Origin of the sequence: Larkinella terrae (genome assembly GCF_009668025.1) — a bacterium.
Classification (GTDB): Bacteria; Bacteroidota; Bacteroidia; order Cytophagales; family Spirosomataceae; genus Larkinella; species Larkinella terrae.
This window is the reverse complement of sequence record NZ_WJXZ01000014.1, coordinates 1,798,721-1,816,363: the sequence shown is the minus strand read 5'-3', so window position 1 is coordinate 1,816,363 and position 17,643 is coordinate 1,798,721. Positions and strand designations below refer to the sequence as shown.

17 protein-coding genes are annotated in these 17,643 nt (G+C 50.5%); all 17 read left to right on the top strand.

Features of this window, described 5'->3' with window-relative positions; genetic code table 11:
* Nucleotides 1-61: 61 nt before the first annotated feature.
* The 17 genes from GJJ30_RS29150 to GJJ30_RS29070 all read left to right on the top strand — a co-directional run bounded on the left by GJJ30_RS29150 (nucleotide 62) and on the right by GJJ30_RS29070 (nucleotide 17,605).
* Nucleotides 62-2,089 (top strand): ArnT family glycosyltransferase, encoded by a 2,028-nt coding sequence (locus GJJ30_RS29150; RefSeq protein WP_154178672.1) that lies wholly within the window; start codon nucleotides 62-64, stop codon nucleotides 2,087-2,089.
* Between the two features lie 12 nt (nucleotides 2,090-2,101).
* Nucleotides 2,102-2,800, top strand: coding sequence for a WbqC family protein (locus tag GJJ30_RS29145; protein WP_154178671.1), 699 nt, complete (start codon nucleotides 2,102-2,104; stop codon nucleotides 2,798-2,800).
* A gap of 114 nt (nucleotides 2,801-2,914) precedes the next feature.
* On the top strand, nucleotides 2,915-3,568 hold the full coding sequence (locus GJJ30_RS29140; RefSeq protein ID WP_154178670.1) for an acetyltransferase: 654 nt from the start codon (nucleotides 2,915-2,917) through the stop codon (nucleotides 3,566-3,568).
* Nucleotides 3,565-4,764 (top strand): glycosyltransferase family 4 protein, encoded by a 1,200-nt coding sequence (locus tag GJJ30_RS29135; protein ID WP_154178669.1) that lies wholly within the window; start codon nucleotides 3,565-3,567, stop codon nucleotides 4,762-4,764. The genes GJJ30_RS29140 and GJJ30_RS29135 overlap by 4 nt, the downstream gene beginning before the upstream one ends.
* 1 nt (nucleotide 4,765) lies before the next feature.
* Entirely contained in the window at nucleotides 4,766-5,860 is a 1,095-nt protein-coding gene (locus GJJ30_RS29130) for an acyltransferase family protein (protein ID WP_229313488.1), read from the top strand.
* A complete protein-coding gene (locus tag GJJ30_RS29125; protein ID WP_154178668.1) occupies nucleotides 5,857-6,840 on the top strand; it encodes a glycosyltransferase family protein in 984 nt (327 codons plus the stop codon). Before GJJ30_RS29130 ends, GJJ30_RS29125 begins: the two co-directional genes overlap by 4 nt.
* A gap of 103 nt (nucleotides 6,841-6,943) precedes the next feature.
* Complete coding sequence (locus GJJ30_RS29120; RefSeq protein ID WP_154178667.1) at nucleotides 6,944-7,777, top strand: DUF5672 family protein; 834 nt, start codon at nucleotides 6,944-6,946, stop codon at nucleotides 7,775-7,777.
* Entirely contained in the window at nucleotides 7,761-8,789 is a 1,029-nt protein-coding gene (locus GJJ30_RS29115; protein ID WP_154178666.1) for a glycosyltransferase family 2 protein, read from the top strand. The genes GJJ30_RS29120 and GJJ30_RS29115 overlap by 17 nt, the downstream gene beginning before the upstream one ends.
* Nucleotides 8,790-8,793: 4 nt before the next feature.
* Nucleotides 8,794-9,777 carry a hypothetical protein gene (locus GJJ30_RS29110; RefSeq protein ID WP_154178665.1) on the top strand — a complete coding sequence of 328 codons (984 nt, stop codon included), beginning with the start codon at nucleotides 8,794-8,796 and terminating at the stop codon, nucleotides 9,775-9,777.
* A gap of 193 nt (nucleotides 9,778-9,970) precedes the next feature.
* A complete protein-coding gene (locus GJJ30_RS29105) occupies nucleotides 9,971-11,329 on the top strand; it encodes an O-antigen ligase family protein (RefSeq protein WP_229313486.1) in 1,359 nt (452 codons plus the stop codon).
* A gap of 13 nt (nucleotides 11,330-11,342) precedes the next feature.
* Nucleotides 11,343-12,524: a glycosyltransferase family 4 protein gene (locus GJJ30_RS29100; RefSeq protein WP_154178664.1), complete on the top strand. Its 1,182-nt coding sequence runs from the start codon at nucleotides 11,343-11,345 to the stop codon at nucleotides 12,522-12,524.
* On the top strand, nucleotides 12,521-13,672 hold the full coding sequence (locus GJJ30_RS29095) for a glycosyltransferase (protein WP_154178663.1): 1,152 nt from the start codon (nucleotides 12,521-12,523) through the stop codon (nucleotides 13,670-13,672). The genes GJJ30_RS29100 and GJJ30_RS29095 overlap by 4 nt, the downstream gene beginning before the upstream one ends.
* Nucleotides 13,669-14,592, top strand: a complete 924-nt coding sequence (locus GJJ30_RS29090) for a glycosyltransferase family 2 protein (protein WP_154178662.1) — start codon at nucleotides 13,669-13,671, stop codon at nucleotides 14,590-14,592. Before GJJ30_RS29095 ends, GJJ30_RS29090 begins: the two co-directional genes overlap by 4 nt.
* Complete coding sequence (locus GJJ30_RS29085; RefSeq protein WP_154178661.1) at nucleotides 14,552-15,127, top strand: WcaF family extracellular polysaccharide biosynthesis acetyltransferase; 576 nt, start codon at nucleotides 14,552-14,554, stop codon at nucleotides 15,125-15,127. Before GJJ30_RS29090 ends, GJJ30_RS29085 begins: the two co-directional genes overlap by 41 nt.
* On the top strand, nucleotides 15,124-15,876 hold the full coding sequence (locus GJJ30_RS29080; RefSeq protein WP_154178660.1) for a glycosyltransferase family 2 protein: 753 nt from the start codon (nucleotides 15,124-15,126) through the stop codon (nucleotides 15,874-15,876). Before GJJ30_RS29085 ends, GJJ30_RS29080 begins: the two co-directional genes overlap by 4 nt.
* 137 nt (nucleotides 15,877-16,013) lie before the next feature.
* On the top strand, nucleotides 16,014-17,222 hold the full coding sequence (locus GJJ30_RS29075; RefSeq protein ID WP_154178659.1) for a glycosyltransferase family 4 protein: 1,209 nt from the start codon (nucleotides 16,014-16,016) through the stop codon (nucleotides 17,220-17,222).
* A gap of 77 nt (nucleotides 17,223-17,299) precedes the next feature.
* Nucleotides 17,300-17,605 carry a hypothetical protein gene (locus GJJ30_RS29070; RefSeq protein WP_154178658.1) on the top strand — a complete coding sequence of 102 codons (306 nt, stop codon included), beginning with the start codon at nucleotides 17,300-17,302 and terminating at the stop codon, nucleotides 17,603-17,605.
* Nucleotides 17,606-17,643 lie beyond the last annotated feature (38 nt).

Here is a 17,643-nt window from a genome sequence, read left to right as displayed (position 1 = left end):
TCTTGCTTCATCATTCATCGTCCATCATTCATCATTTAAAAATCAACGCCATCCACAACCAATGACTTTCTTCTACCTGCTTACGTTTGTCCTGTTCGTGTTATACATCGGCAATACGGCAACCGGTATCAGTCGGCGGTCGTTGCCCGAATGGCTTTTGGTTTCCTTCATTCTATTTGCGGGCAGCATCATTCTGACCGGTTTTTGCCTTTCATATTTCCGGCTGACGGCCAGCACCCCGACCTGGGCGGTTTCGGTTTTTGTCACGGCAACCCTCTTCCGACTGGTTTTCGGAAAACTGGTGGATCAGCGGCATTGGTCGGTCAACCGCCTGATTTGGGAAAAACGGCTTGAATTTGGCGATTGGTACAAGTCGCTCACCACGTATTTCCGACTTCTTTTTACCATCCTGCTGGCAACCCTGGGCGTCATTGCCGTCACCAATCTGCTGCTGATTTTATTTACGCCACCGAACGAGTGGGACAGCATGACCGGCCACCTGAACCGCGTCATGCAGTACATCCAGCGCGGCACCATGCGGCATTTTGGCGGCACCAACTGGAACATGGACACCTATCCCAAAAGTGTCTGCACCATCCAGATTTATTCGTTTCTGATCTCCGGCCGCTTCGAAAGCGCCTTCAAACTGATTCACCATCTGTCGTACTGGATGGCAATCGTAGCGGTTTTTGGCATTTCGCGGTTCCTGAGCAAGAGCCTGACAGCCGGTTTTTTTGCGGCTTTGTGTTATGCACTACTTCCTGATTTTTTAATGCAGGCCATTTCGACCGAAACCGATATTGTCCTGACGGCTTATCTGGGCAGCGTCCTTTACTTTCTGTTTGCCTATTCCGAAACCCGCGACGTCCGGTATCTGTACCTGACCGGCATGGCGTTCGGCATTGCCTACGGCCATAAAGTCACTTTTACGCTGTTGCTGCCATCGGTTTTTATGGTGATGGTCTACACGGTTTTCTGGTCGCCGAGCCTGCCGGTCTTTTTCAATCGCCTGAAGCACCTGACGCCCGCCATCATCGTTGGCGTCTGCCTGTTCATGCTGCCCACCGGTTACTTGAGAAACATTCAGGTGTTTGGCCACCCGATTGGGCCGCCAACCGCTCTCAAACACCAGTCGGTCGAGCGGGCAGGTTCATTACCCAACCTGCTGGAGCAGGGCACGCGCAACGTCATCCGGTACGGGTATGACCACATCAATCTGGACGGATTGCGCAACACGCAGTGGGGCCTCGACCTGAATCAAATCATGCGAAAACCGCTGGTCAAACTGGAAGAAGTCGCCAAACTGCGGCTGGACGAGGAAACTGATTTTTCCATTTTGCCCTTCGAATTCAGCCGGAAGTTCGTCTTTTACAACGCGAATCCGTATTGGGGCGCCATTGGTTTTGCCCTGATTTTACCGCTGGTTTTTCTGACGTTGATTGGGGTTTTACAGTCACGCGCGCATTTCTTTCTGGCACTGGCCTTCGCTTTACACTTTCTTGCCCTCTCCTATTCCGCGCCATACGATCCGTTCAAAGGGCGGTATTTCATCGAAACCGGGTTGATGGGTTCGCTGTTTTTGTCCCTGCTGTTTACAAACCGCTGGCTGAATTTAGCCAAACCGGGGCGGGTCATTCTGAAAGCCTACGTGGGAGTTGTCGTCGGAGTCGGCTGTCTATCAGCCTTGTTTGCGGTTTTTCTGAACGAGCGCTGTCTGCCCTTTCCAGCCTACGGTCGTCCGTCGGCATTCAATACGGAACGGATGTATTTCCAGATGATGTTCCGGCCCGACAGTTACGTGCCTTACGAGCGATTCGACAAGTTGGTACCGGAAAACGCAACGGTTGCTTTAGGCACCATCAACGACGATTTTGAGTATCCGTTGTACGGGAAAAACCTGAGCCGCCGACTCATTCCGATCAATCCGTTCGAAAAAGGCGTTCAGCCCATCCCGAAAGGAACGGATTATCTCTTTTTCTCGAAAAATGTTATCAAACCGCAACCGGGCGACATCCGGCTGGGGACCGACACGACCATGAAGGAAGTGATCGTGCGCGGAGAGGATTATTATTTACGCAAATTGAAGTAGGACGGTTTCGCTATGACCATTGCCATCATGCAGCCTTATTTCCTGCCTTACATTGGTTATTTACAACTGGTGAAGGCGGTCGATAAGTTTATTATTTACGACGACGTTGCCTTCATCAACCGCGGCTGGATCAACCGAAACCGGCTTTTGGTGAACGGAAAGGAGCATTTATTTACGATTCCGCTGAAAGACGCCAGCCAGAACAAGCGCATCTGCGACGTTGAATTGGGCGATGATCCGAAATGGCGGCAGAAATTGCTGAAAACAATTGAACAATCGTACCGAAAAGCGCCTTTTTATACAACGGTCTATCCATTGCTGGAAAAAATTGTAAACTTGGAGGCCCGGACGATTGCCGAATTGATTGGCGGAAGTTTGACGTTGCTGAATGCCTACCTTGACATTCAGACCGAGATTATTCCATCGTCAACGGTGTACGGAAACGACAGCTTAAAAGCACAGGAACGCATTCTGGACATTTGCCATCGCGAGAAAGCCAACCGGTACATCAATCCCATCGGCGGTCAGGAACTGTATGATCGCCAGCGGTTTGCAGACGAAGGCATCGAGCTGTTTTTTATTCAATCCAGGCGTGTGGACTATCCACAGTTTCAGAATGAATTCGTGCCCTGGCTTTCCATCGCCGACGTGCTGATGTTCAACGATGTTCCAGACGTTCAAAAAATGCTGGACGAATTTGAATTGGTTTAATTTTGAATGAGTGAATGAGTGAATGAGCGAATGAGTGAATAGCTCCGCAAAAAATGGCTCCCGTCAGGTTATTCACTCAATCGCTCATTCACTCATTCAAAATTAACTCTTTCTATGGCAAAAGTTATCATTTTTGGCGTGCTGGACACCGCCGAACTGGCTCATTACTACCTCACTCACGACTCCGCCGACGAGGTGGTGGCTTTTACCGTCAACCGCGAATTTCTGAAAGAAACGGAATTCAAAGGTTTGCCAGTGGTTGCGTTCGAAGACGTGGAAACGATTTTCCCTCCGCAGGAATTCAAATTCTTCGCGCCCATGACCGGCCGGAAAATGAACAAAAACCGGGAGAAAATCTACCTGGAAGCCAAAGCCAAAGGCTACGGGTTTATCTCCTACATCAGCTCCAAAGCGACCCTATTCAACAACCAGATCGGCGAAAACTGCTTCATTCTGGAAGATAACACCATCCAGCCCTTTACCACCATCGGCAACAACGTCGTTTTGTGGAGCGGGAACCACATCGGTCACCACGGGCAGATCAAAGACCACGTCTTTTTTACGTCCCACGTCGTCCTGTCCGGCCATTGCGTCATCGAATCCTATTGCTTTTTCGGGGTAAACAGCACCATCCGGGATTACCTGCACATTGCCGAGGGAACGCTGGTGGCCATGTCGGCATCCGTCACCAAAGCCACCGAACCTTGGGGCGTTTACATGGGCAACCCCGCCGAAAAAAGACCGATTCCAAGCCATAAAGTGTATTGAAAAAGATATTGCTCATCGGCCACGACGCCAACCGCGCGGGTGCTCAGTTGGTGTTGTTGCAGATGCTCCAGATGCTGAAGCAGCGGAACATTCCCGCGCATTTGCTGCTCTGCGACAGTGGTCCGCTGGAGAATGAATACCGCCAACTAACTTCCGTTTCCCTGTGGCCCCAGCCCGTCAACCGCCTGTTTGGCCGCCGGATCGACAAACTGCTGTACCTGCTGCGGATTGGTCAATGGCTGCACCGGCGCGAAGAACAACGGCGCTGGCAGGCGTTCGAAGACGAGCTCCGGTCGCAGGACATCGGCCTGGTAATGGTCAACACCGTCACGAGTTCCAAAGGCTACCGCCCGATTTATGAACTGGTCAGGACGTTACCGGTTATTCTGTTTGTTCACGAACTGGAAATGGCCGTCCGGATGTACACCCGGCCCGACACGCTGCGGTTTATGATGGAGCATACCGACCATCTGATCGCGGTTTCAAAAGCCGTGGCCCGGTATTATGAGGAAACCTTTGGTTTTGACGCGTCGCAGATCAGCACCTTCCAACTCATTGATATTCCGAGTCTTCTTCAGAAAATCGAACACGCCAGGCAGCTGCCGGATGTGCTGGCGAAACATGGTATTCCCGAAAATGCCATCATCGTCGGGGGCTGCGGAAATGCCGAGTGGCGCAAGGGCAACGATCTGTTCAACGTCATCGCCCGGCAGGTAATCGACCGGTTTTCGGATTTGCCGGTTTATTTTGTCTGGGTTGGCATGCCCCACAACAGTTTGTCCGAAGACCTTGAACTGGATTTGAAAAAAGCCGGGCTGAGTGATCGGGTGCTGCTGATCGAACCCACGCCCGAAGTGTTCCGGTATACGACTCGTTTTGATATATTTGCACTCTGTTCACGCGAAGATCCCTATCCGCTGGTGGTGCTGGAAGCGGCCCTGAGCGAAACGCCCGTGGTGTGTTTCGAACGCGCCGGAGGAGCCCCGGAACTGGTGGAAACGGATGGCGGTTTTGTGGTTCCTTACCTCGATACGGTGGCGATGGCCGACCGAATCGCCACGCTGATCGACGACAAAGCAATGCGCCGGGCTATGGGGCAGGAACTTCGGCGGAAAGTCATCCAACGGCATTCTTCCGAACAAAGCATGGACTCTTTTCTGTCAATTGTCGACCAATTGACCGCAACAACAACCTGATATGAGTTTGAGTAAACCCGCCGGTCATTTGCCCCAATTGGATGCGTTACGGGCGTTTGCCGTCACGTTCGTGTTGATTTTCCACTGGTTTCCGCAGGAAGCCCTGATCAATAAATTACCGAACGGGTCCATCGGCGTCACCCTTTTTTTTGTCCTCAGCGGTTTTCTGATCACCCAAATTCTGATTAAAAACCGCAACCAGATTCTGGCCGGAAAGAACACGCAGACTGCGGTTTACAAAAACTTCATCGTCCGACGCGCCCTTCGCATCTTCCCGATCTACTACCTGTTTCTGACGGTTATTTATTTCACGCTGCCCGAAACGTCCGACATCAGCAAGTTTCCGCTGTATTATTACCTCTACGGCTACAACATTCTGCTGCACCAAACCGGCAACTGGGGTGACCTGCTTTCGCCCCTGTGGTCGCTGTCGGTTGAAGAACAATTCTACCTCTTCTGGCCGACGGTTATTTTACTGACACCCCGTACGCAGTTGCGCTCGGTCATCATTTTTACGATTATTCTGGGATTGGGAACGCGCATCTGGTGGGCGCTGAACGGCAATTCGCAGGGCGTGATGACCCTCACCTGCCTCGATTCATTTGGCATCGGCGCGCTCTGGAGCTACATTGTGGAGGAGCAGCCCGAAACCATCCCGGTTTTCAGGAAGCAACTGCTGTGGGCCACGCTGCTCGCGCTCGTTTGCTTTGCTTACCTGATCACGCAGCCGTACACCAGCTTTTTCCGTATTTACCAGCGAACCATTTTGTCCGTTTTATCCCTGTATTTTATCGTGCACGCGACCCTGGGTTTTCGCGGTATGGCCGGACGGATTCTGACAAACCCGGCCTTGATTTTTATGGGCAAAATAAGCTACGGTATTTACCTTTACCACATGGTGGTTTCGGGGTACATCACCGGGCCGGTTCTCAACAAACTGAGCCGGTTTTCGCCCATTTCCCTCCAAGACCCCTGGATTCACCGGATTGCCAGTTTTATCCTGCTGATTCTTCTTTCTTCGTTGTCCTGGTTTTTGATCGAAAAACCGATCAACCAGTTAAAACGGTATTTTACTTATTCAAAATCAGCGGCATGACCTTAGCATTCACCATTTGCTCGATCAATTACCTGGCGCAGGCCCGAACACTGGGTGATTCGCTGCGGCAAACCAACCCCGACTGGCACTACGTGATCGGTCTGGTCGATAAATTGGATCAGGCCAACCTGCCAGCCTCGCTCCTGCCCGACTATCCAATGCTGGAAGTCGATCAGATCGAGATCGAGGATTTTGCCGGCATGTGCAACCGGTACGACATTACGGAGTTGAACACCGCCGTCAAACCGTTTTACATCGACTATTTTTTCAAACACCGACCCGAAGCGACTGAAGTTATTTATTTTGACCCGGACATTATCGTTTTTCAGCCGTTGACGCGCCTGAAACAGCATCTGGGCGAATACAACCTGGTGGTAACGCCCCACATTTGTCAACCCATCAACGACTGGCTGATTCCCAATGAGTTGAATCACCTGAATACCGGGACGTTCAATCTGGGTTTCATCGGTTTGCAAAAAACGGAAGAGTCCAACCGGTTTGTTCAATGGTGGAAAAAACGGTTGGTCAACGAATGCCGCATCGATCTCTGCAACGGTTTGTTCGTCGATCAGCACTGGGTCAATTTTGCGCCGATTTACTATGACAAGGTCTGGATTGAGAAACATCCCGGTTACAACACCGCCTACTGGAACCTGCACGAACGGCATTTTTCGGAACAGAACGGGATATGGAAAGTGAATGAAACCTCGGATTTGCAGTTCTTTCATTACAGCGGCTACGGCGTTCACAAACCGCAGGAAATATCCAAGTATCAAAACCGGTTTACGTTTGAAGATCGCCCGGATGTTGTTCCACTTTTTGAACTGTACCGGCAGCGACTGCTTGATAATCAGAATGAAACGTACCGAAATTACCCGTGTTTTTACATAAAACCGCCCAAAGTTTTGTACTACCAGCAAGTCCGGAAGTCACTGAAATCACCCATCAATGCGTTAATTTCGACGCTGGAAAACAGATGAAAAGTATACGGTTCATGGTTTATCATTTATGGAGGCTGACGTATCCAGGTTGAGACTTGCGCCATCCACCGTAACCTGAAAACCGTAAACCGTAAACCGCCACATGAACAAACAACGTAAGAATCCGCAGTTGGCCTGTGTTGTCATTCCGGTTTATCAATCGTCGCTGACGGATTATGAACGCATTTCGCTCACGCAATGCCTGCGCGTGCTGGGAAAATACCCGATTATTCTGGTAAAACCGCACTCGCTCGATGTGTCGTACCTGACCCAGCCGCATCCGGAGCTTCAGGTCCGGACGTTCGACGATGCCTACTTCAAGAATGTTCAGTCGTATAACCGGCTCATGTTGTCGGAAGCGTTTTATCAGGCGTTCACGGATTTTGAGTTCATGTTGATCTACCAGTTGGACGCGTTTGTTTTCAGCGATGAGCTAACCAATTGGTGCCGAAGTGGTTACGAATATATCGGGGCACCCTGGCTCCGCGACCGTGATTTCACCGGCTGGGCGGATGAAACCGTTTTCAACTTCAAGAAAAGAATTGCGATACTTTTCGATTTGAAGAAAGATGATGGCATTACGCCCCGCGAAATCACGTCGTTGAACGGGGTTGGCAATGGCGGTTTTTCGCTCCGGAAAGTTTCGTCGCTGCTGCGCTGGATCCGTTTTTTTCGAAAAAAGATCGTCCGTTACGAGCAGATTCACGCCCACCAATACAACGAAGACGTTTTCTGGGGCATTGAACTCAACCGGTATTTTCCGCTGATCAGCGTCCCGGATTTCCGGACGGCGATGCGGTTTGCGGTCGAATTTTACCCCGAACGCGCCATTCGAACCTATAATCAGGGTCAGTTGCCCTTCGGCTGCCACGCCTGGAACATTCACGGAACCGATTATTGGCGACCCATTTTTGCAACCTATGGCTACACCATCTGACCCGAACCGCCCGACGATCTCGGTGGCGCTTTGCACCTACAACGGCGAAGCCTACCTGGAAACGCAGTTGCAAAGTCTGCTGAAACAGAGCCGGTTGCCGGACGAATTGATTGTTTGTGACGACGATTCGACCGATCAGACCCGGACGCTGCTCGAGCGGCTGACCGCCAATGCGCCATTTTCCGTCCGGATCATTCGGAATACGACGCGGCTGGGATTCAACAAAAATTTTGAAAAAGCACTTTCGCTCTGTTCCGGCGAACTGATTTTTATCTGCGATCAGGACGATTACTGGCTGCCCGAAAAAATCGAGACGCTGGCCGACTATCTGATACAAAACCCGGCTGTCGATCTGGTTTTTTCCAATGCCGTCATTGCCGATACCAACCTGAACGATACCGGTCGGCTGTTCTGGGACACGGTACGGTTTACGAAACCGATTCGGGAAAAATGGCGCCGGGGCGAAGCAACGGAGGTTTTGCTGGACGGTAACCGCGTGATGGGCTGCACCTCGGCGTTGCGCCGACGGCTGCTGGCATCTTTTTTACCGATTCCGAATCTGCCGAATTACATTTATGACGGCTGGATGGGGTTGGTGACTGCCGCCAAAGGGACAATCGATTTCTACGAAAAACCGTTAATCTGGTACCGCACCCACGACAAACAGCAGGTGGGCACGCGCCCTCCGGCGGCCGGAAAACCGGTGCGGTTTACAGAGCGGTTTTCACGGCCGCACAGCGAGAAACTGGAACCGCTGATTCATAAGCATCAGGAACTGAAGGAATTATACCAATTGGTTACGCAACGAATGCCAACCAAAACGCCGGGAATCGAGCAGTTTGAACGGCGGCTGGACCATTACAATCGACGAAGCACATTGCCCGACGGGCGGTTTTTCCGAATTGGATCGGTGGTTCGGGAGTTGCTGGCCGGGAATTATCATCGCTACGCCGATCAGGAAGCCAACGGCTATGCACCTTATCTGGCAGCTTTGGGTGATTTATTAGAGTGACACTATGATGATTACATTTTTAACCGTTTGTACCATTCGTCAACTGCCGCAGGCGCTCGCCCTGGGCGAAAGTTTGCAGCAGCACCATCCGAAAGATGCGTTTATCGTCGGGCTTTGCGACGATTTGCTCAACCTTCCGACCGGTTTTCAGATTCCATTTCCGCTGGTTTCGATCAATGAATTAACGATTCCGGATCTGGACCAGCTTTCGCAGCAGTACACGCCAGCCGAATTTGTCGCTGCCTGCAAACCGCTGTTTATCAAGCACATTTACCGCCACCGTTCGCAAACCGATTGGGTGATCTACCTCGATCCGTCGGTTTATTTGTACCAGCCCCTGGCGGATTTGCCGAGCCAGTATGCCAACGCGACACTTTTGCTGACGCCACACCTGCTGAAGCCGGTGACGGACACGGCTTTTCCGGACGAAAAATTCCTGCAGAATGTGGGCTTGTACAGCTCCGGTTTTCTCGCGCTCAAACGCACTGCCGAAGCGGCCCGGTTTCTGGACTGGTGGAGCAGCCGGGTGCCGGAGCGCGCGTTTGCCTGCCCCTGCGAAGGCATGTACACCGATCAGATCTGGCTGGTGCTGACGCCAGGCTTATTCGATGGTGTGGTGATTGTCAAAAATCCCGCCTGGCACCTCGGCCTGTGGAATTTGCACGAACGGGCCAGCATCGAAAACGCGCCCGTTATTTTCCTGAATTACAAAGGCATAATCGATCAGGAAGGGTATTTCCAGGCGCAAAACCGGGTCCGGATTTCGGCTTATCCGGCCATCAAAAAACGCCTGCTAGCCTACCAAAACCGGGTACATTATTTCGACCGGAAAGACCTCTCCAGTTCACTAAGCGCCTTTATACCGGCTTATGGTAAGCAAGCTTTTAAACCGCCCCTGCGGGGCTGGCGCAAAAAAACCGTCGAGAAACTTCACCAAACCGTCAAATTCATCGAAACCGTCGACGTACCGAGGAAAATGAACAATTAAAAATGAACAATGAATTATTACCCGATTGCAGTAAATCGGAACTTCCCCGTTAATTATTCATTGTTCATTGTTCATTAGTAAATGTTCACTATTCTTTTCGTTATCTTTGTAGTGATATTAAAAAAATACAATTGCCAACGTGGTCAATTCGGGCAAAATGAGGTTTTTTAACGTCGCTTAAATCTTAATTTATATGCTGTCCCTTTCATTATCGGAACTGTTTACCTGGCGAAAACTGCATTTAATGCGGTATGTTGTCGGTATTCTAATGGTTATTGATGGCTACCCACTGGTTTTCTTTTTCAAGGAAACACTTCGCCTAGCACCGGGCAGCACGGCTTTCACGGCCGCGTTCATGGCGTTGGGTTTCATTTTAATGATCCCGTTCCATTTTCTCCATAAACTTTATCGGATCAACACGACCCTGCTGAAAATGGCGCTGCTGTTTTTTGCGGTGATCCTGTTTTACATGGCGTTTTACCGCGATCAGTGGTTTCGGGACGGCACAATGGATGCGGTTTACTACGTCTACGTCCTGTTATTCCTGATTTTTCTGATCAATATTCCCAACGATATCATTGAAGTTTTTATCCCGATCACCATTGCGTTTACGGTCGTTTCCAATATCGCGCTGGTTTACGCCCTATTGACCGACCCGACCTGGAGCATCGGGCAACGCGCGGCCATTCAATTTGGCGAAGGAGAATACCGTACCGGTAATCCGCACGTGTTCTCCCGGAATGCACTCATGAGCGTGATTGCCTGCGGAATTTGGGCGTTCCGGCCCCAAACCACCTTTGTTCCGCGGATTCTGTCATTATTTGCTAGCGTGTTCGGTATGGGGATTCTGGTGTTGACCCAAACCCGTTCGAGTATCGTGGCCCTGATCTTGATTATCGGGCTGTTTTTCATGTTCAACATCCGCCCACGGCAGATCAAAGATGCCATTCGGGGACTTTTCCGGCCCGCATCGCTCGCTTTGATGCTTGTCGTTTTTATGGGAATCAGTTTCTTCATGCGTAAAAACGGGGATCTGATCGCCATTCTGTACGGATATGCCGTGGCTTTTATCGAGCGAAACATGGAAAACGTGTACGCGTTATTAGGTATGAAAGTCCAGAATCAGTTTACGGCTTCGTTCGATGCCTCGGCCGGAAACCGGGCGACCAGCTTTCAGTACCTCCGAAACATTTTTGAAGGTCACCTACACGTCGTACTGATTGGGCAGGGTTATAAATCGGCGTATCTGGACGTTCCGCTTATGGAAGCGCTGATCAACCACGGGATTGCCGGTTTTGTGACCTTTACCGCCTTCTGTTTTTCGGCCCTGTTTTATAGCATCAAAACCATTCGCGACAATCCCGACTCGCTATCGACTTTTCTGGCGTACTTCTACATCATGCTGTTCGTCCAGTTGTTTACAAACGGGCGTCCGTACGAAATTTCGTTCTGGCACCCCTTCTGTCTGATGATTCGATTCGTTGGCATTAGTCACCTCTATCCGCCCAATCTGCTCAATCATCCGACGGTCGCACCGGCCGTATCCGGCTGATCTACCTATCTCTATGAAAATATTGATTGTTCACAACATTTTGTGGGCACACTATAAAGCAACGGTTTTCAGTGAACTCAATCGGCTGGCGTCGGCCTACGATTGCGAGGTCCACGTGTTGCAGATTGCCCGCAGCGAACAATCCCGGGCTTCGTTCGGAAAACCAGATCAACTGCCGGATCAGTACAGCTACGAACTGCTTTTTGACACGTATGTCGAGCAGGTCGGCACCAGAGCCAAACTTCAGGCACTGGTCCGCCGAATGCGCGCGTACCAGCCCGATGTGCTATTAATAACCGGTTATTACGATCCTGCTCAGGTCCTTTTGATGGCGATTGCCCGGCTGAGCGGCATCAAAGTCATCATTCAAACCGAATCGACACCCGTCGATCTGGTCCGCAGCCCGGTGAAAGAATGGGTGAAAAGCCGCATCATTTCGATGGCGACCGGTTTCTTCTGTTTCGGAACGCCCCAGGCCGATTACCTGACTCAACTGGGTGTTTCTCCCGATAAAATTCTGGTTCGGAGCAATGCCGTGGTCGACAACACGAAACTACGCCAGGTATATGATCGCGCCCTTCCGGACCGGTTTTTAAGACAGGGTGAATTAGGGCTACAACCAGCCAACTTTGTTTACGTGGGTCGCCTGGCCTCCGAAAAAAATCTTACGGTTTTGGTCGATGCCTTCCATCAGGCGCTACAGCAGGCAACCAAACCCGGTGGGTGGGGCCTGATTCTGCTCGGCGATGGCGACCAGAAAGCAACGATTCAGGTTCAGATCGAACGACTTAACCTCCAGTCTTTTATCAAAATTTTACCCAATCAGCCCTGGTACCGGGTTCCGGAAACGCTGGCATTGGCCGATGTGCTGGTGCTGCCCAGCCTGTCGGAACCCTGGGGACTGGTTGTTAACGAAGCGATGGCCTGCGGGATGCCGGTAGTGGTTTCCGAACGCTGCGGATGCGCCCGGGATCTGGTGCAGGATGGGCAAAATGGGTACGGTTTTGACCCGCTGCAGCCGACCGAACTGGTGAAGGCTCTGCTCAAATTTATCGACGGCCCGGCCGACCGACGGGCGATGGGCATTCGGTCGGAACAAATCATCGCGGAATATGATCCGCGCGTCGTTGGACAGAAAATGATGGAAGGATTTGTAAAAGTGGGCCGCGGGTCGTTATTTCAACCTTCTCTATGAACATTCTCCACATCTGCGCCTATTCCTGGGACATTGGCGGGCCACCCCGGATTATCTATGATTACACCAGCGTACAGGCTCCTCAAGGTGAAAAAATAACGATTTTAACCCCAATGTCCGAAGGGGATGTGCTCTATACCACCGCGCCGGGCGTTCGGGTCGTTCAGGTAAAACGCCACTGGTTTGCCAAATATTTCCCGGAATTTTCGCCCGGTCTCTATCAATATCTGCGCGAACACGGTAACGAATACGACGTTATTCACATTCACGGCATCTGGCATTTTGGGTCCGTCGCTCCATTTTTCGTCAAACTACGGGCGAAAAAAGTCATTACGATTCACGGCTTGCTCGACCGTTGGACCCTTAAACACGGGTACTGGAAAAAGAAGGTCATGACGTGGCTCATTCAAAAACGTTTGCTCAAAAAAACGCCCCTGATTCTGATCAACAATCAGCGGGAATACGAAGATGTGAAACGGTATCTGGGCTATCAGCATCCGAATGTTCAGATCATTCCGAATGGGCTGCGGATTTCGGAATACCAGAATCTTCCCGCCAAAGGAACGTTCCGTCGGCAACACCAGATCGGCGACCATCAGCAGTTGGTGCTGTTTCTGAGCCGGCTTCACATTAAAAAAGGACTCGACATTCTACTTCCGGCTTTCCAATTGCTTCGTCAATCCCACCCCCATGCGGTTTTGGTTTTGGCGGGTCCTGACGACGGCTATCTACCGGAAATTCAGCAGTTTATCGAAACGCATCAGCTCCAGAAAAGTATCATTTTGCCGGGAATGCTCATCAAGACCGATAAGCTGGCCGCCTTTGCCGACGCCGACGTCTTTACCTTGCCGTCTTATTCCGAAGGGTTTTCGGTGGCCGCCATGGAAGCCCTGACCTGCGGTGTTCCTTCGGTTCTTACGGACCACGTCGGTTTCAGCGATTATTTGCGTTCCTACGAAGCCGCCAACATCAGCGATACCACCGTTGAATCGGTGCGCGACGGGCTGGCCTATATGCTTGATCATCCCGATGAAGCTGCCCGGATGGCCCGAAATGCCCAGCGCATGATCAGCGAAGTATGTGACATCAACGTCGTGGCCAACCGGGTTCTCGATGCCTATTATCAACTTGTTCCCCAACAGGTATGAGCAGCATTTCAGTTATTATTCTGACGCACAACGAAGAAAAACACATCGGTCGCTGCATCGCCAGTCTGCTGCCATTCACCCGCCAGATTTTTATCGTCGATTCATTTTCGAGCGATCAAACCGTTGAAATCGCCCGGGCCATGGGGGCCGTTGTGGTTCAGAACGCCTGGGTCAACTACGCATCGCAATTTAATTACGGAATCCGTCATATCCCCTTTCAGACTACCTGGCTGATGCGGATGGACGCCGACGAATACGTGCTGCCCGAACTGGCCGCAGAAATTAATAACCGTCTGAGCGGTTTGCCGGAAGATGTTAGCGGTATTTACGTCAAGCGCCGGGTGATGTTCATGAACCGCTGGATGCGCCACGGCGACTATTATCCGACCTGGTTACTCCGGCTCTGGCGCAGCGGTCAGGGCGTTTGCGAAGAAACCTGGATGGACGAACACATCAAGCTGTCGACCGGCCGGTCGATCCAGTTTGAGCACGACATTGTGGATCACAACCTGAACAATCTAACGTGGTGGACACAAAAACATAATTTGTACGCCATCCGCGAAGTGATCGATATTCTAAACATTCGCTTTAACTTTGATAAATCGATCCGGGTTGAGCCCAACTTGTTTGGTACGCAGGAGCAGCGCAAGCGGTATTTGAAATTGCGGTATGCATCGTTGCCGCTGTTTACGCGACCTTTTCTGTACTTTTTCTATCGGTACTTTGTGCGGCTGGGACTGATCGACGGACGGCCGGGCCTGATGTGGCATTTTTTGCAGGGGCTCTGGTACCGGTTTCTGGTCGATGCCAAACTGTACGAAGTGTACCACCGCGTAGGCACTGATAGACAAGCAATTATTGATTTTTTCCGAACAGAATATGGAAAAGACCTCCTGGCTCAGCGGCCGGGCCAGCACTGACCTGTCGGTGTATGACAATAGCTGGTGGAATCCGGGACCAAAGTGGAAAATTATCCTTTGGTTTTTGGTCAGTTCGGTTACTGTCAATTCGTATTTACCACTGCCAATCAGCTTCAAAAAATGGATTTTAACCCTTTTTGGTGCCAAAATTGGCGCAGGCTTTGCAATTAAGCCCAAGGTGAACATCAAATTTCCCTGGTTTCTGACCATCGGCGATTACGTCTGGGTGGGTGAGGAAGTCTGGATCGACAATCTGGCGCCGGTTACCATCGGAAACCATGTGTGCATTTCGCAAGGCGCCATGTTCGAAACCGGTAATCACAACTACCGCCGACGGACATTCGATTTGTTCGTTAAACCCATCCACCTCGAAAACGGCGTCTGGATCGGCGCCAGGTCCATCGTTTGCCCCGGCGTCACCTGTCACTCGCATTCCATTCTGACGGTTGGATCGGTGGCCACTCAATCGCTGGAAGCCTACGGTATTTATCAGGGAAATCCGGCAATCCGGGTCAAAAATCGTGAAGTTGAATGAAGATAACCATCATAACTGTCGTCTATAACGGCGGAAAAACCATCGGAGATACCATTGATTCGGTACTGAGTCAGACTTATCCGGACATCGAATACATCGTCATCGACGGCAACTCGACCGATAATAGTGCCGACGTTATCCGGTCCTACGGGTCGCGGATCACCCGCTTCGTTTCAGAACCGGACAAGGGGCTGTACGATGCCATCAACAAGGGTCTGCGGTTGGCCACGGGAGAGGTGATTGGACTAATCAATGCCGACGATTTTTACAAACACGATCAGGTGGTTGAAAAAGTCGTGAATCTTTTCAACCAAACGGGCTGTGATGCGGTTTACGGAGATATCATTTATGTCAATGCAACCAACGTTGAAAAAATCGACCGGAACTGGAAAGTTGGAGAATACAAAGAGGGGGATTTCTTATGGGGCTGGATGCCTCCCCACCCTACCTGCTTCATCCGACGGTCGGTCTACGAAAAACTCGGCAATTATACACTGGAGTTGAAAAGTTCATCGGATTATGAACTGCTGCTGCGATTCATTCACAAATACAAAATCAAGATCAGTTACCTGCCGGAGGTGCTGGTGGCGATGCGGTCGGGCGGGATGAGTAATGCGACCCTGAAACACCGGTTTCGGGCCAATCGGGAAGATCGACAGGCCTGGAAAATCAACGGGTTGCGTCCTTACTTTTTTACACTTTTTCTGAAACCGTTGAGAAAATTGAACCAACTCTTACCAAAGTTGTAAAAAATAGCGTTTTTTTGCACCGCAAGATAAATATATGTACCGAATAGTCATTTTTAATTGTACTAAAAGCACAAAACGGTAACATTTACACTCTGTCATGGTGATTTTTATCCTTGAGTATCATCACACCTACCGCTATGAATCTTGAATTGCTTCTGTCTTATATCCAAAATAAGCTAACCGACGATCTTTTTCAGCTGGGTCTTTACCAGTGTCTTTTATCCTTTCTGGTTGCCTGTTTTGTGGCAGTCGTTTCTATTCCGGTAGTCATTAAAATTTCGGAACTGAAGTTTCTCATGGAGAAGCCCGGTTCCCGGAGTTCACACAAAACCGCCACACCGACATTTGGTGGTATTGCCATCTTTGCCGCCATCCTGATCAGTTATTTCCTCTGGCCCGCCATCGACCAAACCGATATTTACCGGACGAACCTGTCGATTGTAGGCATGTCGATTCTGTTTTTTATCGGCATCAAAGACGATATGGTGGGTATTGACCCGAATAAAAAGATTTTCTTTCAGGTACTGCCTTCGTTGATTCTGATTTTCTTCGGAAAACTGCGCATCGATTATTTATACGGCATTTTTGGCATGTATCACATCAACGATGTGTTTTCCATCCTGATTACCTGCCTCATTTTCATTACCATTATCAACGCCATTAACCTGATCGACGGCATCGACGGATTGGCAGGCGCGATTTCGACGCTGGCCAGCCTGACGTTTGGCGGCTGGTTTCTGCTCACGAATCACTTCGCCATGGCGTGTCTGGCCTTTACGCTGTCGGGCGCGCTGGTGGGCTTTCTGCGGTTTAATTTCTCGCACACCAGCAAAATTTTTATGGGCAATACCGGCTCACTGATCCTGGGCTTTTTGCTGTCGTTTTTTGCGGTACGGTTTATTAACCTGAACAACTCGTTCCGGTTCGATCCCACTTCGTTTTTCAACGCCCCGATTATTGCCATTGTGATTCTGATTGTCCCGATTTTCGACACCCTGCGGGTTTTCCTGGTTCGGATTATGGCGGGCCGTTCGCCTTTCTCCGCCGACCGGAATCACATGCACCACATCATTGTCGACAACGGATTGTCGCACGCAGCCGCCACGGCGGTGCTTTGCTCGATCTCACTGATCAATACGGTTTTATTTTTTCTTTTTCACCGCGACATCACCAACACCGAATCGCTGTTCATTCTGGTCGGGATGTTCTTTCTGTACATGACAGCTGGTGTATTTCTGAAGATGCGGGCGCGCGTACAGGCCATTGACAAACCGCGTCGGAAAGGTCTCTATCTCAGTCAGGTAGCCAATGCCTTTTCCGGAAAAAACATTCTGAGGTATTTGTAAAACCCGCCCAATCGGTCGGAGTTTCCAACAATTGGATCGGCTGGATGTTATACTTCCATAATCAGAAATGACGAATTATGGAAAATCAGAAGAAAGGAGAACTGGATTCAGACGCTCCAAAACCCGACACCAATCGCTCTTCAGAACCTTACGAAGAGGATGAGCTTCCACCGCTTTCAGCAGCCGATACGGCTCCGATGTACACGGATCTGGGTCTGGGTGCTGAGGATAACTACAATAAGGGAAGTGATGAAGCACTCGACACGATGCTTTACAGCGATACCCATACAGCCATCAATACGGCCGAAAACCGCTCTAATTCGTTGGCCTATGAAGGCGATATCGATGATTTGACAATCGATATTGATCCGGAAAACGAGTAACAGCTTTGGTAGCTGACCTAAAATTAACTACGTCAGCT

Coding starts and splice junctions, on each gene's coding strand:
- GJJ30_RS29150 (WP_154178672.1), top strand. CDS start 62: ATGACTTTCTTCTACCTGCTTACGTTTGTCCTGTTCGTGTTATACATC.
- GJJ30_RS29145 (WP_154178671.1), top strand. CDS start 2,102: ATGACCATTGCCATCATGCAGCCTTATTTCCTGCCTTACATTGGTTAT.
- GJJ30_RS29140 (WP_154178670.1), top strand. CDS start 2,915: ATGGCAAAAGTTATCATTTTTGGCGTGCTGGACACCGCCGAACTGGCT.
- GJJ30_RS29130 (WP_229313488.1), top strand. CDS start 4,766: ATGAGTTTGAGTAAACCCGCCGGTCATTTGCCCCAATTGGATGCGTTA.
- GJJ30_RS29125 (WP_154178668.1), top strand. CDS start 5,857: ATGACCTTAGCATTCACCATTTGCTCGATCAATTACCTGGCGCAGGCC.
- GJJ30_RS29120 (WP_154178667.1), top strand. CDS start 6,944: ATGAACAAACAACGTAAGAATCCGCAGTTGGCCTGTGTTGTCATTCCG.
- GJJ30_RS29115 (WP_154178666.1), top strand. CDS start 7,761: ATGGCTACACCATCTGACCCGAACCGCCCGACGATCTCGGTGGCGCTT.
- GJJ30_RS29110 (WP_154178665.1), top strand. CDS start 8,794: ATGATGATTACATTTTTAACCGTTTGTACCATTCGTCAACTGCCGCAG.
- GJJ30_RS29105 (WP_229313486.1), top strand. CDS start 9,971: ATGCTGTCCCTTTCATTATCGGAACTGTTTACCTGGCGAAAACTGCAT.
- GJJ30_RS29100 (WP_154178664.1), top strand. CDS start 11,343: ATGAAAATATTGATTGTTCACAACATTTTGTGGGCACACTATAAAGCA.
- GJJ30_RS29095 (WP_154178663.1), top strand. CDS start 12,521: ATGAACATTCTCCACATCTGCGCCTATTCCTGGGACATTGGCGGGCCA.
- GJJ30_RS29090 (WP_154178662.1), top strand. CDS start 13,669: ATGAGCAGCATTTCAGTTATTATTCTGACGCACAACGAAGAAAAACAC.
- GJJ30_RS29085 (WP_154178661.1), top strand. CDS start 14,552: ATGGAAAAGACCTCCTGGCTCAGCGGCCGGGCCAGCACTGACCTGTCG.
- GJJ30_RS29080 (WP_154178660.1), top strand. CDS start 15,124: ATGAAGATAACCATCATAACTGTCGTCTATAACGGCGGAAAAACCATC.
- GJJ30_RS29075 (WP_154178659.1), top strand. CDS start 16,014: ATGAATCTTGAATTGCTTCTGTCTTATATCCAAAATAAGCTAACCGAC.
- GJJ30_RS29070 (WP_154178658.1), top strand. CDS start 17,300: ATGGAAAATCAGAAGAAAGGAGAACTGGATTCAGACGCTCCAAAACCC.